Source organism: Pediococcus inopinatus, assembly GCF_002982135.1.
Classification (GTDB): domain Bacteria; phylum Bacillota; class Bacilli; order Lactobacillales; family Lactobacillaceae; genus Pediococcus; species Pediococcus inopinatus.
Genome location: NZ_CP019981.1, coordinates 870,085 through 886,530, shown reverse-complemented (window position 1 = coordinate 886,530; position 16,446 = coordinate 870,085). Strand labels below are relative to the sequence as shown.

Below are 16,446 nucleotides of genomic sequence, written 5' to 3'. Positions count from 1 at the left end.
GTAAAATAAAGGAAGCAATAACTTAACAGATGAATTGGATGATTAAGATGCAAACTAGTTTTGATGAAGCACAAATTTTTTTATCAGGGAGACCAACTTCTGAAATTGCTCAAGATTTGTTGGGAAAACGCCTCGTTTTTCAAAACTCAACAGGGTTAATGAGTGCTTATATTGTTGAAGATGAAGCATATATCGGACCAATGGATCAAGCAGCACACGCTTTTCAAAGTCATCGCACACCTAAAAATGAACCTTTATATCACGAGGCAGGAACAATTTACATTTATCAGATGCGGACCCAATTACTCCTTAATCTGATTACCCAAGGTGAAAATGACCCGCAAGGAGTTTTAATTAGAGCGGTGCAACCGGTTGAAGGACTTGTGAATTTTCAAAAAAATCGGCCAGTTCAACCTATTTATGAATTAACGAGTGGTCCTGGAAAACTGATGCAAGCTTTCGGAATCCCTAAATCACTAAAGGGAACTTTGTTAAATACAGGATCTCTGTGGTTAGATTTAAACGATTTTTTAGTTCCAACAGCTATTGGACAAAGTGGCAGAATTGGCGTGCCTAATAAAGGAAAATGGACAAATGAACCTTTGCGCTATTTCGTGAAAGGTAATCCATATGTTTCACGAATGCCCAAACGTGATGTAGACTACAAACAACTAGGCTGGAAAAATGTGAATAAATAAGGAGTTTTGAAAATGAAATGGACTGAATTAAGCGTACAAACCACAAATGAAGCTGTGGATGCTGTTAGTGTTATTCTTGAAGATGCTGGATCTGATGGCGTTAAAATTGAAGATGCAGATGATTACAAAAATTTACGAGCTGGCAAGTTCGGTGAAATTTTAGACTTAGAAGATATTCCCCACATTGAAAATGGGGCCTTGGTCACCGGCTATTATGTGTCTTCAAGCGATATTAAAGCATTAGTCTCTAAAATTGAATCTCAAGTATTAGCTTTAAAAAAATTTGGTCTAAATCCTGGATCTGGGAAAGTTATTCAAAAGCCACTAGAAGAAACCGAATGGCAAACCGAATGGGAGAAATATTATCATCCAGTTAGAGTAACTCGCTATTTGACGGTGGTGCCCAGTTGGGAAAGCTATCAAAAAACTTCTCCTGAAGAAAAAATCTTAAAGTTAGATCCTGGAATGGCATTTGGAACAGGAACCCACCCGACTACCCAGTTATGTTTGCAGGCTCTAGAGATGTATCTACGCGGTGGTGAAAAGGTAATTGACGTGGGAACAGGTTCAGGAGTTTTAAGTATTGCTGCGAGCAAAATGGGAGCAAGTGAAATTAAAGCTTATGACCTTGATCAGGTTGCCGTTAATTCAGCAGTAGAAAATTTAAAGTTGAATCCGGATGTGAAAAATGTTCAACTGGGAACAAATGATTTATTGGCAGGTATTCAAGCCCAAGCTGATATTGTCGTGGCCAATATTTTGGCCGAGATTATTGTCCCTCTAGTTCCGCAGGCGAAGGCTTGTCTGAAACCTAATGGAATCTTCATTACTTCAGGGATTATAAAAGAAAAACTACCAACCGTTCTTTCGGCACTACAGGACCAAAAATTTAAAATAATTGAAATTCTCCAAATGAAAGATTGGCGAGCAGTAGTTGCACAAATACCCACAGATTAGCACTAAAAATGATAGGATAAACATTTAAAAAACTACCAATAAAATTAGAGGCGAAATTAAATGCAACGATATTTTACAGACCAACCAATTCAACTACAAGAAGTTTTTTCTGTAACGGGAGATACTTTTCACCACTTGGTTCGAGTAATGCGTGCCAAGGAGAATGAGCAGGCCGAATTTGTAGCTGCTAATCATCAAGTCTTTCTTGGAAAAATTAAAAGTATTGATGAAAAATCAGCAGAGATTTTGCCAGTTAAACAACTTGAACATGCTGTTGAAATGCCAATAGAAGTTACTATTGCATGTGGCTTATCAAAAGGTGAAAAAAGCGAAAAGATTGTCCAAAAGGGAACTGAGATGGGTGCTCGTCATTTTATATTTTTGCCAACAGAATTTTCAGTTGTCAAATGGCCAGCAGCAAAAATCGCCCGTAAGATTGATCGTTTACAAAAAATTGCCGTTGGAGCCGCTGAGCAATCACACCGTGCTTATATCCCTACAATCTCTTATTGTGGCAGTTTACGAGAACTTATGCAGTGGCCTGGTAAGTTTAAAATTGTTGCGTATGAAGAATCTGCAAAACAAGGGGAACATACGCAGTTGCATCATCAAATTGCTCAAATGCAGGCAAATGATGAGGTGCTCGCGCTTTTTGGCCCAGAAGGTGGTCTATCCACCCAAGAGATTAAAAAATTGACCGATGCTGCTTTTATTAGCGTCGGGTTAGGTCCTCGTATTTTGAGAGCTGAAACGGCCCCATTATATTTCTTAACAGCTATTTCCGTTTTCACCGAAATGAGGTAGAATTAGGCAATATACTTTGAGAGTCTCTACTGGAGGAATTAATTTGAATAAAACATTAGGCTTTTTTGTCCAGATAAAGTGGCGATACTGGGTTTCAGCTATAGTGCTTGGGGTTTTGTTACCTTTTATTTTACATATTACGAGTGCTTCGCATGTGTTTGTTGGTCTTTGGTTTCTCATGATTATTAATACGTTGGCGGCCATCATTTTAGGTTCTTTGATTAAGGCTAACCGAGCACACTGGTTACTTTTGTGGTTATTTCCAATCTTCTTTCTAATTGGTGCTTATTTCTTCTTACCGAAGTATGGGTATTATTTTGTAATCATTTATTTAAGCACAAGTTATATTGCTTACGGGTTAACAAGCTAAGCAGGATTATTTCGTTAATTATTATATAAATCAAGTTATCATGCACAATCAGAGCATTTTATGTTCTTCTAAATTGTAGAGTCAAAGGAGGCTAAATTATGTCACAAGAACCCGTACTTTCCGCCCAAGATGTTTTAAATATGTGTCGTAAATACATGAATGCAGATCATGTGGCCTTTGTCCAAAAAGCTTGCGACTTTTCGACTTACGTTCATAAGGATCAATATCGGCAATCTGGGGAACCTTACATTATGCATCCCATTCAAGTTGCCGGTATTTTAGCAGATTTAAAAATGGATCCGGCCACAATTTGTGCTGGGTTTCTTCATGATACCGTTGAAGATACATTAATTACGCTTGGCGATATTGAAGAGCTTTTCGGTCATGATGTTGCGGTTATTGTAGACGGCGTCTCCAAAATCAGCAAAATCCGTTATAAGTCTAATCAGGAACAGCTAGCAGAAAATCACCGGAAGTTGTTGCTTGCCATGTCAAAAGATATTCGCGTAATCATTGTCAAACTAGCGGATCGCTTGCACAACATGCGCACTTTGGAACATTTACGACCTGATAAACAACGGCGAATTGCCAATGAAACATTGGAAATTTATGCACCCCTTGCAGACCGTTTAGGTATTAGTACGATTAAGTGGGAATTGGAAGATATTTCCCTCCGCTATTTAAATCCTCAGCAATATTACCGAATTGCTCATTTGATGAATTCACGGCGTGACCAACGGGAAGAATATATTGCCTTGGCGATTAGTGATATCCAAAAGGCTTTGGATGATTTAAAGGTTACAGAAGTAGATATCTACGGACGACCAAAACATATTTATTCGATTTATCGGAAGATGGTTGATCAACACAAACAGTTTAGCCAGATTTATGATTTGTTGGCTATTCGGGTGATCACCAAGTCTATCAAGGACTGCTATGCCGTTTTGGGAGCTATTCATACCCGGTGGAAACCAATGCCAGGTCGATTCAAAGATTATATTGCCATGCCTAAAGCCAATATGTATCAGTCTTTGCATACGACAGTCGTTGGCCCAGAAGGTAAACCCCTAGAAGTTCAGATTCGAACTGAAGAGATGCATCGGGTTGCTGAATATGGTGTTGCGGCTCACTGGGCTTATAAAGAAGGAAAGACCGACAAGGTTGCGGCAAGTGAAACAGGCAACAAGCTAAACTGGTTTAAAGAAATCGTTGAACTTCAGGATGAAAGCAAAGATGCGGCTGATTTTATGGATTCTGTTAAAGGGGATCTATTCGGTGATCGAGTTTATGCGTTTACGCCTAAAGGTGATGTATTTGAACTTGCAAAGGGTTCCGGCCCACTTGATATGGCCTACACTATTCATACCGAAGTGGGTAATCATACCACGGGAGCTAAAGTAAATGGCAAAATTGTTCCATTGGATTACAAGATCAAAAATGGAGATATTGTTGACATTTTAACTTCTACAAATTCTGCCGGTCCGAGCCGTGATTGGATTAACTTAGTATCTACTAGGCGGGCTAGAAATAAAATTAAACAATTCTTCCGTCAAGAAGATCGGTCTGAAAATGTTGATAAAGGCCATGAAATTATTGAACATCAATTGCGTCAGACTGGTTTTGATCCAGTGGAGATTTTGGAGCCCGCTAAGCTGGAAAAAGTAGCGAATAAGTTACACTATACGTCAGTCAATGATATGTATGCAGCGATTGGGTTTGGTGATTTAGCACCTACAGGAGTTGCCAACCGACTAACTGATGACGTCCGTGCTAAGCAAGAAGAGGATCGAAAGCGACGAGAAGAAAAAGAACTGCTTGAAGATCATCAAACAATTTCTAATGAAAATGAAACAGAACAAGAACGCAAAAAGAAAAGTTCATCCAGCGGAATTATTATTGAAGGGGCAGATAACCTTCTAGTTCGGTTAAGTCATTGTTGTAATCCTGTTCCAGGTGACCCGATTGTAGGGTATATTACAAAAGGCCGTGGTGTTTCAGTCCATCGAGAAGATTGTCCCAATGTCGTCAACGCTGAAGAACACGACGAACGGCTAATCGGAGTGGAATGGGCAGACCCCAATGATTCACATAATAATTATGCGGCAGACTTGGAAGTCCAAGGGTATAATCGTAACGGAATGTTGAACGACATTTTGAAAAAAGTGAATAACACAACCCGTTATTTGAATTCTGTAAACGGAAAAGTTGATCATAATCGGATGGTTACGATCAGTTTAACTGTGGGGGTTCGAAACTTGGATCATTTGAATCATATTATGGATAATTTAAAAATAGTGAAGGACGTTTATGTTGTGGAACGGCCATCGCATTAAAAATAAAACCTGAAATTCAAATGGAATTCGACTTTGATGAGATCGAACAACTTTGGTTTTCGGGCTTTTTTGATAAAAATTAGGCATGGATGGAGAAATGAAAAATGAAAGTTGTTTTACAGCGGGTTAAACAGGCGCAGGTTTCCATTGAACACAAGGTAGTGGGAAAAATTGGCCAAGGCTATTTATTGCTGGTTGGTTTTGAGAATCAAGATACGGAACAAGAACTTGATTATCTAGTTCATAAAATAATTAATTTACGAGTTTTTGAAGATCAAAATCAGAAAATGAATTTAAATATCAAACAGGTGGAAGGTCAGATTCTTTCTGTTTCCCAATTCACACTTTATGCAAATACTAGACATGGCAACCGGCCGAGTTTCACTGAGGCAGGGGACCCACAAAAAGCTGCAGATTTGTACCAAACCTTTAACAAAAAGCTTTCGGAAACTGGCTTAAAAGTTGGCACAGGTGAGTTTGGCGCTGATATGCAAGTTGAACTATGTAACGATGGACCGGTGACAATTATTTTTGATACTGATCAGTTACAGAAATAAAGGAGGTTAACGATGGATTTATTCTGGGATTTTGACGGCACACTATTTGATACGTATCCGATCATGGTTAAAAGTCTTAAACAAGCATTAGAAGTCAACGGGATCACTGACCAGAAGGCACACGACCTATATTGGCAAATGCGTCAGGGCTCATTGGGGGAAACTTTAAAAAGTTTGGCATCGACCTATAATTTAAATTACACAACTTTAGAAAGTACCTACCGGACCAACGAAGCTCAGCTATTAGAGGAAGCACAACCTTTTGATCAGGCCTATGAAGTTTGTCAAAAAAATATTCAAAAAAATGGCCGTAATTTTTTATTAACACATCGAGATATTCAGGCAAAAGGGTTAATGCAGCACCATGGGTTTGACTCACTTTTTAGTGGGGGAGTTACTGGCACGGATAAGTTCCCAAGAAAACCAGATCCTGCTTCCTTAAATTTCTTGATCAAAAAGTTTCAGACAGAAAAAAAGACTGCCATCATGATTGGTGATCGCAATCTTGATATTTTGGCAGCCCACAATGCTGATATAAAGGGAATTTTATTTGATCCTGATCATTTAATTCAGGTTACTAGTCAGCCAGAGAAAAGGATAAAAAATTTAGCTGAATTATTGCCTCTTATTATTTCTCACTAAAGAAATTTGTTAAACCACTTGTCACTGCAGAAGCCACTTGTTTGCGATAAGTTTCCGTTCTAATTTGTTTAAAATCTTTGGCGGTATTGATATAGCCACCTTCAATAAGTAGGGCAGGTTGGGTATTGTCCCGTGTAACTTCGAAATCACCAAATTGGACGCCACGATTATTTAAACTAATTTTAGTTTTGAGTTGAGTGTTTACCATCTCGGCCAGTTTCAATGATGTTTTTTTATGATAATAATAAGTGGTATCGCCAGAGCCTGAATCATTTTCAGGTGCTGAATCGTAATGAAAACTAATGAACGCATCTGCTTTCTTTTCATTAGACAAATTTGCTCTTGCCGCTAATCCGACATAAGTATCAGTAGATCGAGTTAGGAAAACGCGAGCACCTTGGTCTTCTAAGGATTTTTTTACCACCTTTGCGGTTTTTAGAGTGTAGGTTTTTTCTTCATTTTTTTGGTTAATACCTAAAGCACCGGAATCATTGCCGCCATGGCCGGGATCAAGGACAATGGTCGCTTCAGATAGCTTAGTTGCCTGTTTGAAACCAAATTTCCGATTCGTAAGCCAACTAGGAATCCAGCCAAGTTTCTGGTCATTATAACGAACACGCAGCCACCCGTTTTTCTTTTTTAAAACAGTTACGCGTTTACCAGAGTTTAAGGTGCCCATTTGCGAATAGGATAACGATGGCCCATTGCGTACTGCAACATTATCTAAGCCTACACGTACGGTCTTACTAGAAAAAAGCGCGTGTGTAAAAGTAATTGTTGCAATGAGAAAAACTAAAATGAGTAAAATTTGAAGTCGATTGTTTTTAACTGAGGTACGAATATTTGTGTACATAGGTTCCTCTCCTAAATGAAATTCTTCTCATTATTATATACCAGCTAGCCCACAAAAAGGGATATTTCTGGAAGAACCCTTGACAGGACAAAGATAGTTTAGTAATTTTAATGGTAGTTTAATATTAAAACCAAAGACAAAGAATAGTAGGTGTTTTTCCTTTTCAGAGAGCCCAAGGTTGCTGCGATTGGGTAAAGGAATCATTCGAAGACACTTTCGAGGTGAATCTAATTTTAGATTCCGTTGCAAAACGTTAACTATAATGAGTAAATAATTAAGGTGGTACCGCGCCGCGCGCCCTTGTAAATAACAAGGGCGTTTTTTATTGTTTTCAGATCGGATTTACATATCTAGGAGGAATTTAACATGAAATATCAACGTCCAAAAGGTACAGCGGACATCTTACCTGATGAAGCTGTGGCATGGAGCTACATCGAAACTACCGCAAAGAAATTATTTGATAACTATCGATTCCACGAAATTCGCACCCCAATTTTTGAAAACTTTGAAGTGTTTTCAAGAAGTGCTGGAGATACATCTGATATTGTGACTAAAGAGATGTATGATTTCCGTGACAAAGGGGATCGCCACATTACCCTACGTCCAGAAGGCACTGCCGGGGTTGTACGTGCATTTGTTGAAAACAAACTTTATGGGCCAGAACACATCAAACCAGTTAAACTCTATTACACGGGTCCAATGTTCCGTTACGAACGTCCACAATCAGGGCGGTTACGTGAATTTCACCAAATTGGAGTTGAAGCATTTGGAAGTGAAAGTCCTAATTTAGATGTTGAAGTTATTTCAATGGGAATGCAACTTCTCAAAAAACTTGGCATTCATAATTTGAAACTAGTTATTAATACGTTAGGTGACCAGACTACCCGCGAAGCTTATCGTGCCGCTTTGATTGCTTATTTAGAACCACATTTTGACGAGTTAAGTGACGATTCTAAGGTCCGCTTACACAAAAATCCTTTGCGTGTACTTGATAGTAAAGATAAGGATGATCAAAAACTTGTGGCAGATGCGCCTTCAATTTTGGATTATCTATCACCTGAATCTGCGAGCCATTTCGAAACCGTTAAAAATCTTTTAAAAGCTTTGAATATTGATTATACCGTTGACGCATCCATGGTTCGCGGCTTGGATTATTATAATCACACAATCTTTGAAATCATGGCTAACGATAAGGCTCTTGGAAAAGGCGATGTGACCGTTTGTGCTGGTGGCCGTTATAATGGCCTCGTTGAAGAGCTTGGTGGCCCTGAGACACCAGGAATTGGGTTTGGATTGGGCGTTGAACGTTTGTTGTTACTTATGCAGGCTCAAAATGCTCCATTACCAGCAATTAATCCTTTAGATGTATACGTTGTTGGCATTGGTGACGAAACAAAAGCTGAAACTTTAAAAATTGTCGAAAAGATTCGCAGCAATGGCTTTAGTGCTGATCAGGATTATTTAGATCGAAAACCCAAAGCCCAGTTTAAAACGGCTGATCGTCTAAATACCAAAATTGTCATTACCATTGGAAATGATGAATTAACAAACAAAGTCGTTAACTTAAAAGTGATGGCAACAGGTGAGGAACAACAAGTTAAATTAGAAGATGTTTACAAGAACTTTCCAGAATTATTTGGTAAGTTTTTAGAAAAGTAGGGAGATCATAAAATGAAACGAACAACATATGCCGGATTGGTTAATAAGCAGTATTTAGATCAAAAAATTGTTTTGAAAGGCTGGGTCCAGAAACGTCGGGATCTAGGAAATTTGATTTTTATTGATTTGCGGGACCGGGAAGGCATCGTCCAGTTGGTTTTTAGTAAGGAATTTTCTGAATCAGCCCTGGCCGTTGCAGATCAATTACGAAGCGAGTATGTTATTGAGATTAATGGTAAAGTTGTCCCACGTTCTGAAAAAGAAATTAATCCCAAAATGAAGACTGGCGAGGTTGAAGTTGAGGTATATGAAGCCAAGATTTTAAACAAGGCTAAAACACCACCTTTTTACATTCAAGATAACATCAATGTCTCTGATGAATTACGCCTAAAATATCGTTATTTAGACTTACGCCGTCCCGAAATGCAACGTGGATTAATGATCCGTAACCGCATCACACAGGCCGTTCATAGTTATTTTGATTCAGAAGGCTTCGTTGACATTGAAACCCCAGATTTAACAAAATCTACTCCAGAAGGAGCCCGCGATTACTTAGTTCCTTCACGATTATATGCTGGTCATTTTTATGCGTTACCTCAATCTCCTCAACTATTTAAGCAGTTACTGATGGGAGCTGGTTTTGACCGCTACTATCAAATTGCCCGCTGTTTCCGTGACGAAGATCTTCGTGGTGATCGTCAACCCGAATTTACCCAGATTGATATGGAAACGAGTTTCTTAGATGCTGAAGAAATTCAGGACTTAACTGAAGGCTTAATTGCTAAAGTTATGAAGGATACTTTAGACATCGATGTCAAACTTCCATTTGATCGGATTACTTGGAATGAGTCAATGGCCCGTTTTGGAACTGACCAACCTGATTTACGCTTTGGAATGGAATTGAAAGATCTTTCAGATATTATGAAAGATTCTGAATTTAAAGTATTTTCTGGTGCTGTCGAAAAAGGTGGCCAAGTTAAAGCAATTGCAGTTCCGGGTGGAGCAGACCTCTATTCTCGTAAAGCAATCGATAAGTATACAGAATACATCGAACGTTTTGGTGCTAAAGGTTTAGCCTGGCTTAAAGTTACAGATGATAGCTTTTCTGGCCCAATTGCGAAGTTTTTCAAAGATGATGCTATTCGGGATCAAATTTTGACTGCCACTGAGGCTAAAGTAGGCGACTTACTCCTGTTTGTCGCTGACCGGACAAAAGTTGTAGCAGATACTTTGTCATACTTGCGAGTAGCAATTGCCAAGGAACAGAACATGATTCCCAAGAATAAGTTTGCCTATGTTTGGGTTGTAGATTGGCCACTGTTTGAATACGATGAAGGGGATAAACGTTGGGTACCAGCTCATCATCCTTTCACTATGCCAAACGAAGAAGACGTGCATTATTTGATGAATGACGATGAAGATGCCCATAAGGCCCACGCCCAAAGCTATGATATTATTTTAAATGGTTTGGAATTAGGTGGTGGCTCAATTCGTATTCACCAACGCGATCTTCAAGAAAAAATGTTGGAAGCCCTTGGATTTACTAAAGAACGTGCGGAACAAAGTTTTGGTTACTTATTAGAAGCTTTGGATACTGGTTTCCCACCTCATGGCGGTTTAGCAATCGGCTTAGATCGTTTTGCCCGCTTATTGGCTGACCGTGATAATATTCGTGATGTTATCGCCTTTCCAAAGAATTCCAAAGCCATTGAACCAATGACATCAGCTCCTCGTCCAGTTGCCGAAAAACAGTTACAAGAATTACATTTATTTTCTGTTAACGAAAATGATCAAAATAAATAATTAAAATGATTATCAGCCGCGTAATGGAGGACGTTACCGGCTGATTTTAGGTTTAAAGCCAAAACAACAGAAATAGCTTGGCGATTATGATACGATATAAGCTAAAAGAAACAATTTCTTATTAAATTTAAAATGGAGATGGCTATTATGAGTGAAGAAGAAACCGCAATATTTGCAGGTGGTTGTTTTTGGTGCATGGTTCAGCCATTTGACTCTTTACCAGGCATCAGTAAGGTAGTTTCAGGTTACACAGGTGGACATACCGTCAATCCTACTTATGAAGAAGTAAAATCTCACCAAACCGGACACACAGAGGCTGTTAAAATTTCTTTTGATCCAAAAGTGATGTCTTATCAAAAACTGGTTCAAATTTATTGGCAGCAAACGGATCCTACAGATGCAATGGGGCAGTTTCAAGATCGCGGAGATAATTATCGCCCGGTCATTTTTGTGAATAGTCCCAAACAACGTAAAATTGCTGAACAATCTAAAAAAGATTTACAAAATCGAGAACAATTTGATAAACCAATTGTGACTACAATTGAAGATGTCGTTCCATTTTATCCAGCGGAAGAAGCTCATCAGGACTTTTACCAAAAAAATCCTGATGCTTATAAGCAACAAGAAGCTGGTGGGCGAGAAGCATTTAAAAAAGCAAATTGGGAAAAGGAGAATTAATTACCTTTCATGGATAAACAGTTTAAAAAGATTGCCAAACGTCATCAGTATTCAACTTTAGCTGGAACTGCTTTTATTTACGCTATTTTGGTCTCTATTGCGATGAATTTCTTTTGGACTCCGGGTAAAATTTACGCCTCAGGAATTACTGGATTTGCACAACTGGTTTCAACATTAAGTGGTCGTTATCTATCATTTAACTTATCAACCGCCCTAATGCTTTTTGTGCTAAATGTACCTCTGTTCTTTCTAGCTTGGCGTCAAATTGGTCATCGATTTACATTATTTACCATTCTTTCTGTTGGTTTGGCTAGTATCATGATCAAAGTTTTGCATCCCATGACCTTAACAACGGATCCCATTATTTGCGCTATTTTTGGAGGTGCTGTAAATGGTTACGGAACCGGATTAGCCTTAAAAAATGGGCTTTCCACTGGTGGGTTAGATATTTTAGGAATGGTCATTCGCAAGCGGACAGGTAAGAGTATTGGCACAATCAATATTGTTTTTAATGCCATGATTGTTTGTGCAGCTGGTTTTATCTACGGTTGGCCATTTGCGTTTTATTCTGCAATTGGGTTAATTGTAAATGCCAAGATTATGGACATGACCTATACGCGACAACAAAAAATGCAGGTAATGATCGTGACTGATCGTCCTAAGAGTGTGATTGATAGCGTTCAGAACCATATGCGGCGGGGGATTACCATTGTTCACGGTGCTGAGGGTGCCTACAATCATAATCAAAAAACGATTTTGTTCACCATAATTTCTCGGTACGAAATGAGTGATCTGGAGATGGCAATGAAAGAATCGGATCCAAAGGCGTTTGTAAGTATCTCAGGAAGTGTCACTATTCTGGGGCATTTTTACGAACCTTCACTTTAAACAAAGAGGAAAGAAACATGAAAATAATTTATACATTTCTTGTTCGACTCTGTTCATTACTCTTTATATGGCAAAAAAAATCACAAATTAGCTATCTAATGAGTTTTGGGAATAATCAAGATTTTGTCCGTCAACTCGCAAAACAAGTGAATCCAAGAACGCTTCATGTTTATTATCAAAAAGAAGTAAGCCAAAGCATTGTCCCACTGAAAAATGTGGCTAACATTCGATTTTCTGTTCTTGATAACGGTCCGCAATTATTTTTAAAAGTAATCCCCTGGTTGATGCGCAGTAAATTGATTGTTATTGATAATTATTTTCCTTTTTTGGGGTCTTTGTCTAAAACCAAAAATATAAGAATTTCACAAATATGGCATGCAAATGGCGCCATTAAGGAATTCGGTTTTAATGATCCAATGACAAGTCAACGAACCGCGTCTGATCAAATCCGTTTTCAACGCGTTTATAACGCTATGGATGATATTGTGGTTGGCTCAGAAAAGATGGCGGATACATTTCAACTGAATTATCGTTTGAATGGGGAACAGATTCGCCGACTTGGATATCCACGTTCGGATAAATTCTTAAACGAGAAATGGATTCATAAAGTACAAGCAACTTTTTTTGAAAACTATCCTGAATTAAAAAATAAACATTTAATTTTATATGCACCTACATACCGGAAAGATAGTCAATTTGCGTTTGCACCTGATTTTAAGAATCTGCAGCTACCGAAAAATACAATTTTAATTTTACGGTTACATCCACATTTGCAAGCCATGGAAAAGTCATGGGAAGAACGAATGCCTTTTATAACCTCCATTGATGCAAAGATTACCACTGATGAACTATTAACCGTAGTTGAAACGTTGATTACAGACTATTCTTCGATTTTATTTGATTATACCTTGCTGAAAAATGCTCGAAAAATTGGTCTTTTTACGTTCGACCAACTCGAGTTTTCCAAAACTGTTGGCTTACGATCAGATTTTTCAACGGAATTTCAGTCTATTGTAATCAAGGATGTCAATCAATTAACGGATTTTTTGGCCAAATCGGACAATAATCAAGCCATGATTGAGAAATTAAATTATGACTGGAATCAATTCAACGATGGTGCTGCTACAAAACGAACAATAAATTTTTTGTTGAAACGGAGCGACCTTTAAAATGCGTCATTTCATTACCCAACCCATAAAACTTTTGAGTCGTTATATTTTGATAGTCATTAATGAATTGCTGATTCGGTTACCGATTAAAAAGAATTTGATTATTTTTGAAAGCTTCAATGGCCAGTCCGTAAATGATAATCCAGCTGCTATTTATAAAGAAATTAAAATTCTTCATCCCGAACTTGCTTCAAATTTATTTTTTGGCATAAAGGGGAACTGTTTTTCTCAAGTTCAAAAAGATAATCCTGATGTGCAATTACTTAAGCGTTGGTCACTAAAATGGATTTTGGTCATGGCAAGAGCCAATTACTGGATTTTTAATTCGCGATTGCCATTATGGTGGCACAAAAACGCCCAGACTGTTTATGTTCAAACATGGCACGGAACGCCGCTTAAAAAATTGGGCTTGGACATTAAAAATGTTGAAATTCCGGGAACCTCTACAGAAAAATATCATCAGGATTTCAAAAAAGAAGCGGCCCGGTGGAATTATTTGATTGCACCTAACGCTTATTCTGAAACAATTTTCAAACGGGCTTTTGGGTTTAAAAATAAATTTATTCGGTCTGGATATCCCAGAAATGATGTCTTATTTACAACAAAACAAACAGAAATAAATAGTCTTAAGAAACGCCTTGTTGGTGAGAAGGTTGCACAAGTTGTTCTTTATGCACCAACTTGGCGAGATGATAATTTTATCTATAAAGGTCGCTATCGGTTTAACTTACCTTTTGATTTAAAAGAATTTTTTGAAGCTGTGCCATCGCATACAATGTTAATCATTCGTCCTCATTACTTGGTGAAGGATCACATTGATATACGGGGATTTGAAGATCGTGTCAAAATTTTGGCAGAAACCGACATTAGTCAGTTATATCTAATTAGTGATTTGTTGATTACAGATTATTCTTCTGTAATGTTTGATTTTGCTAATTTGAAACGGCCCATATTGTTTTTCCCATATGACTTAAAACATTATGCAGGCGAGCTCCGCGGCTTCTACTTTGATTATTTACGTCAGTGTCCAGGTCCCATCGTGACAAAAAGATCAGAACTGTATTCACAACTAAGAATTTTTTCAGAAAATAAAAGTTTTCCAAATTATCAAGAACAAATTAATGACTTCGAAGAAAATTTTTTGACTTGGGAACATGGGAATGCTGCAAAACAGGTTATTGAAGCGATTGGAATTTAGGAGGTAAATAAAATGTTATTAGGATCTCACGTTAGTATGAAAGCGCCAAAAATGTTTCTCGGATCTGTTGAAACCGCGGTTAGTTATCGTGCTAACATCTTCATGATTTATACAGGAGCTCCTCAAAACACCCGACGCAAGCCCATTTCTGAGCTTAATATTCCAAAAGGCCAGCAACTTATGGCCGATCATCAGATTTCAGATTTAATCATTCATGCCCCATACATTGTGAATTTGGGAAATACCAAAAAACCAGAAAGTTTTGAGTTTGGTGTAAATTTTTTGAAAGAAGAAATTAAACGTGCAGACGCCTTGGGTGCGAGCAATATTGTTTTACATCCAGGTGCCCATGTTGGCGCTGGCCCTGATTTAGCGATTGCTCAAATTGTGAAAGGGTTAAACGAAATCTTATCCGAAACTCAGCAAGTTAACATTGCCATTGAAACAATGGCTGGTAAGGGAACCGAGGTCGGAAAGACATTTGAAGAAATTGGCTCAATTGTCCACCAAGTTAAACTTCAAAGTAAAATTTCTGTTTGTTTAGATACTTGCCATACAAATGATGCGGGATACGCCATCCGTGAAGATTTTGATGGGGTACTTGAAGAGTTTGACCAAAAAATTGGTTTGGCCTATTTAAAGGTCATTCATTTAAATGATTCTAAAAATGAGCAGGGTAGTCACAAAGATCGTCACGAAAACATCGGATTAGGGACAATCGGCTTTAATGCTTTGAACACCATTGCCCATCATCCGCAACTAACGAATATTCCCAAAATCATGGAAACACCATGGGTTAAAGATCCATCAAACGCAAAGGTAAAATATGCCCCGTATGGATACGAAATTGCGATGTTAGAGCATCAAGTTTTTAATCCAAACCTGGTGTCAGACATTCTTTCTCAAAAATCAGTTGATACCTTTTTAAAATAAATAAAAAGCACTAGTGAAAGTGACCAGTTTTGGGTCAATCTCACTAGTGCTTCTTTTTTAATTAAATTATTTATTCGTCGCTCACATCAACTTCTAGGCTTTCCATAATTAAAGTTGCTGTTTCTTCAATAGATTTGTTTGCTGTATTAATCACTAAACAGCCGATTTTTTTGAAAACGTCATCGGCGTATCCTAATTCTCGTTTAATGCCTTCAGTATTTGAATAAGATGACTCAGGATTTAAACCGTAGGAAATCATTCGCTGACGTCGAATATCATTTAAAACATCTGCCGTCGTGGTTAAACCAAAGACCTTTTTAGGATCAACCTTCCAAATTTCATCTGGAATGGACGCCTGAGGTACGAGTGGTAAATTAGCTACCTTCAATCCCTTGTTTGCGAGATAGAGCGAAAGGGGAGTTTTAGATGTTCTTGAAACTCCTAGAAGCACAATATCAGCTTTTAAGAAACCGGTTGGATCTTTGCCATCATCATAAGTGACTGCAAATTCCATGGCCGCAATCTTGTCAAAATAGCCCTCTGTTAAATTATGGACAGTCCCTGGCTCATTAGCTGCTTCAACACCTGTTTGTTGCTTAAACAACGAAATAGCAGGGGTTAAAACATCATAATAGTAAATCTTGGCCTGTTCACATTTTGATTTAGCAAATTGATTTAATGCTGGATTGACGAAAGTAGAGAAAACAATAGCTCCTTGATGTTTGGCACGCTTTAAAATACCGTCAAGTAAAGACTCTGTTTGTGTAAATGGATAACGATCAAATTCAAAGTCTTCACTAGGAAACTGAGCAGATGCAGCCTTGGCGACAGACTCAGCAGTTTCACCTACTGAATCGGAAATTACAAATATTTTTGTAGACATAATCAATCACCCTCATCCTTT

Annotated in this window: 16 protein-coding genes and 1 other annotated feature; of the genes, 14 read left to right on the top strand and 2 right to left on the bottom strand. The window is 38.1% G+C overall.

Features of this window, described 5'->3' with window-relative positions; genetic code table 11:
* Positions 1-29: 29 nt before the first annotated feature.
* From PI20285_RS04500 to PI20285_RS04470, 7 genes are all read left to right on the top strand, one after another.
* On the top strand, positions 30-698 hold the full coding sequence (locus PI20285_RS04500) for a DNA-3-methyladenine glycosylase (protein WP_231908595.1): 669 nt from the start codon (positions 30-32) through the stop codon (positions 696-698).
* Between the two features lie 12 nt (positions 699-710).
* Positions 711-1,655 (top strand): 50S ribosomal protein L11 methyltransferase, encoded by a 945-nt coding sequence (gene prmA, locus PI20285_RS04495; RefSeq protein ID WP_057772070.1) that lies wholly within the window; start codon positions 711-713, stop codon positions 1,653-1,655.
* A gap of 60 nt (positions 1,656-1,715) precedes the next feature.
* Entirely contained in the window at positions 1,716-2,459 is a 744-nt protein-coding gene (locus PI20285_RS04490) for a 16S rRNA (uracil(1498)-N(3))-methyltransferase (protein WP_057772072.1), read from the top strand.
* A 43-nt stretch (positions 2,460-2,502) separates the two neighbouring features.
* Entirely contained in the window at positions 2,503-2,829 is a 327-nt protein-coding gene (locus PI20285_RS04485; RefSeq protein WP_057772080.1) for a hypothetical protein, read from the top strand.
* Between the two features lie 98 nt (positions 2,830-2,927).
* The gene (locus PI20285_RS04480) at positions 2,928-5,162 is read left to right on the top strand and encodes a RelA/SpoT family protein (RefSeq protein ID WP_057772082.1); all 2,235 of its coding nucleotides are present in this window, start codon (positions 2,928-2,930) and stop codon (positions 5,160-5,162) included.
* A gap of 104 nt (positions 5,163-5,266) precedes the next feature.
* The gene (gene dtd / locus PI20285_RS04475; RefSeq protein WP_057772084.1) at positions 5,267-5,719 is read left to right on the top strand and encodes a D-aminoacyl-tRNA deacylase; all 453 of its coding nucleotides are present in this window, start codon (positions 5,267-5,269) and stop codon (positions 5,717-5,719) included.
* A 12-nt stretch (positions 5,720-5,731) separates the two neighbouring features.
* The gene (locus tag PI20285_RS04470; RefSeq protein WP_057772086.1) at positions 5,732-6,361 is read left to right on the top strand and encodes an HAD hydrolase-like protein; all 630 of its coding nucleotides are present in this window, start codon (positions 5,732-5,734) and stop codon (positions 6,359-6,361) included.
* Here the strand turns inward: PI20285_RS04470 and PI20285_RS04465 are convergent.
* Positions 6,348-7,214: an N-acetylmuramoyl-L-alanine amidase family protein gene (locus PI20285_RS04465; protein ID WP_057772088.1), complete on the bottom strand. Its 867-nt coding sequence runs from the start codon at positions 7,212-7,214 to the stop codon at positions 6,348-6,350. The two genes, PI20285_RS04470 and PI20285_RS04465, sit on opposite strands and share 14 nt — an antisense overlap.
* A 124-nt stretch (positions 7,215-7,338) precedes the next feature.
* Positions 7,339-7,519: a binding site (T-box leader), on the top strand.
* 61 nt (positions 7,520-7,580) lie between these two features.
* Between PI20285_RS04465 and hisS the strand changes: the two genes are divergently transcribed.
* From hisS to PI20285_RS04430, 7 genes are all read left to right on the top strand, one after another.
* The gene (hisS, locus tag PI20285_RS04460; RefSeq protein ID WP_057772089.1) at positions 7,581-8,873 is read left to right on the top strand and encodes a histidine--tRNA ligase; all 1,293 of its coding nucleotides are present in this window, start codon (positions 7,581-7,583) and stop codon (positions 8,871-8,873) included.
* 12 nt (positions 8,874-8,885) lie between these two features.
* A complete protein-coding gene (aspS, locus tag PI20285_RS04455; RefSeq protein WP_057772091.1) occupies positions 8,886-10,676 on the top strand; it encodes an aspartate--tRNA ligase in 1,791 nt (596 codons plus the stop codon).
* 147 nt (positions 10,677-10,823) lie between these two features.
* The gene (gene msrA, locus PI20285_RS04450; protein WP_057772092.1) at positions 10,824-11,354 is read left to right on the top strand and encodes a peptide-methionine (S)-S-oxide reductase MsrA; all 531 of its coding nucleotides are present in this window, start codon (positions 10,824-10,826) and stop codon (positions 11,352-11,354) included.
* Positions 11,355-11,363: 9 nt separating this feature from the next.
* Positions 11,364-12,242, top strand: coding sequence for a YitT family protein (locus tag PI20285_RS04445; RefSeq protein WP_057772094.1), 879 nt, complete (start codon positions 11,364-11,366; stop codon positions 12,240-12,242).
* A gap of 98 nt (positions 12,243-12,340) precedes the next feature.
* The gene (locus tag PI20285_RS04440; RefSeq protein WP_158694972.1) at positions 12,341-13,411 is read left to right on the top strand and encodes a CDP-glycerol glycerophosphotransferase family protein; all 1,071 of its coding nucleotides are present in this window, start codon (positions 12,341-12,343) and stop codon (positions 13,409-13,411) included.
* Position 13,412: 1 nt separating this feature from the next.
* A complete protein-coding gene (locus tag PI20285_RS04435) occupies positions 13,413-14,609 on the top strand; it encodes a CDP-glycerol glycerophosphotransferase family protein (protein ID WP_057772099.1) in 1,197 nt (398 codons plus the stop codon).
* A gap of 12 nt (positions 14,610-14,621) precedes the next feature.
* Complete coding sequence (locus PI20285_RS04430) at positions 14,622-15,542, top strand: deoxyribonuclease IV (protein WP_057772100.1); 921 nt, start codon at positions 14,622-14,624, stop codon at positions 15,540-15,542.
* 70 nt (positions 15,543-15,612) lie between these two features.
* Here the strand turns inward: PI20285_RS04430 and PI20285_RS04425 are convergent, their stop codons facing one another.
* Positions 15,613-16,425 (bottom strand): pyruvate, water dikinase regulatory protein, encoded by an 813-nt coding sequence (locus PI20285_RS04425; RefSeq protein ID WP_057772102.1) that lies wholly within the window; start codon positions 16,423-16,425, stop codon positions 15,613-15,615.
* Between the last annotated feature and the right edge of the window lie 21 nt (positions 16,426-16,446).

What these genes read in the sequence shown, in the direction of transcription:
- PI20285_RS04500 (WP_231908595.1), top strand. Translation starts at nt 30, where the DNA reads ATGAATTGGATGATTAAGATGCAAACTAGTTTTGATGAAGCACAAATT.
- prmA (WP_057772070.1), top strand. Translation starts at nt 711, where the DNA reads ATGAAATGGACTGAATTAAGCGTACAAACCACAAATGAAGCTGTGGAT.
- PI20285_RS04490 (WP_057772072.1), top strand. Translation starts at nt 1,716, where the DNA reads ATGCAACGATATTTTACAGACCAACCAATTCAACTACAAGAAGTTTTT.
- PI20285_RS04480 (WP_057772082.1), top strand. Translation starts at nt 2,928, where the DNA reads ATGTCACAAGAACCCGTACTTTCCGCCCAAGATGTTTTAAATATGTGT.
- dtd (WP_057772084.1), top strand. Translation starts at nt 5,267, where the DNA reads ATGAAAGTTGTTTTACAGCGGGTTAAACAGGCGCAGGTTTCCATTGAA.
- PI20285_RS04470 (WP_057772086.1), top strand. Translation starts at nt 5,732, where the DNA reads ATGGATTTATTCTGGGATTTTGACGGCACACTATTTGATACGTATCCG.
- PI20285_RS04465 (WP_057772088.1), bottom strand. Translation starts at nt 7,214, where the DNA reads ATGTACACAAATATTCGTACCTCAGTTAAAAACAATCGACTTCAAATT.
- hisS (WP_057772089.1), top strand. Translation starts at nt 7,581, where the DNA reads ATGAAATATCAACGTCCAAAAGGTACAGCGGACATCTTACCTGATGAA.
- aspS (WP_057772091.1), top strand. Translation starts at nt 8,886, where the DNA reads ATGAAACGAACAACATATGCCGGATTGGTTAATAAGCAGTATTTAGAT.
- msrA (WP_057772092.1), top strand. Translation starts at nt 10,824, where the DNA reads ATGAGTGAAGAAGAAACCGCAATATTTGCAGGTGGTTGTTTTTGGTGC.
- PI20285_RS04445 (WP_057772094.1), top strand. Translation starts at nt 11,364, where the DNA reads ATGGATAAACAGTTTAAAAAGATTGCCAAACGTCATCAGTATTCAACT.
- PI20285_RS04440 (WP_158694972.1), top strand. Translation starts at nt 12,341, where the DNA reads ATGAGTTTTGGGAATAATCAAGATTTTGTCCGTCAACTCGCAAAACAA.
- PI20285_RS04435 (WP_057772099.1), top strand. Translation starts at nt 13,413, where the DNA reads ATGCGTCATTTCATTACCCAACCCATAAAACTTTTGAGTCGTTATATT.
- PI20285_RS04430 (WP_057772100.1), top strand. Translation starts at nt 14,622, where the DNA reads ATGTTATTAGGATCTCACGTTAGTATGAAAGCGCCAAAAATGTTTCTC.
- PI20285_RS04425 (WP_057772102.1), bottom strand. Translation starts at nt 16,425, where the DNA reads ATGTCTACAAAAATATTTGTAATTTCCGATTCAGTAGGTGAAACTGCT.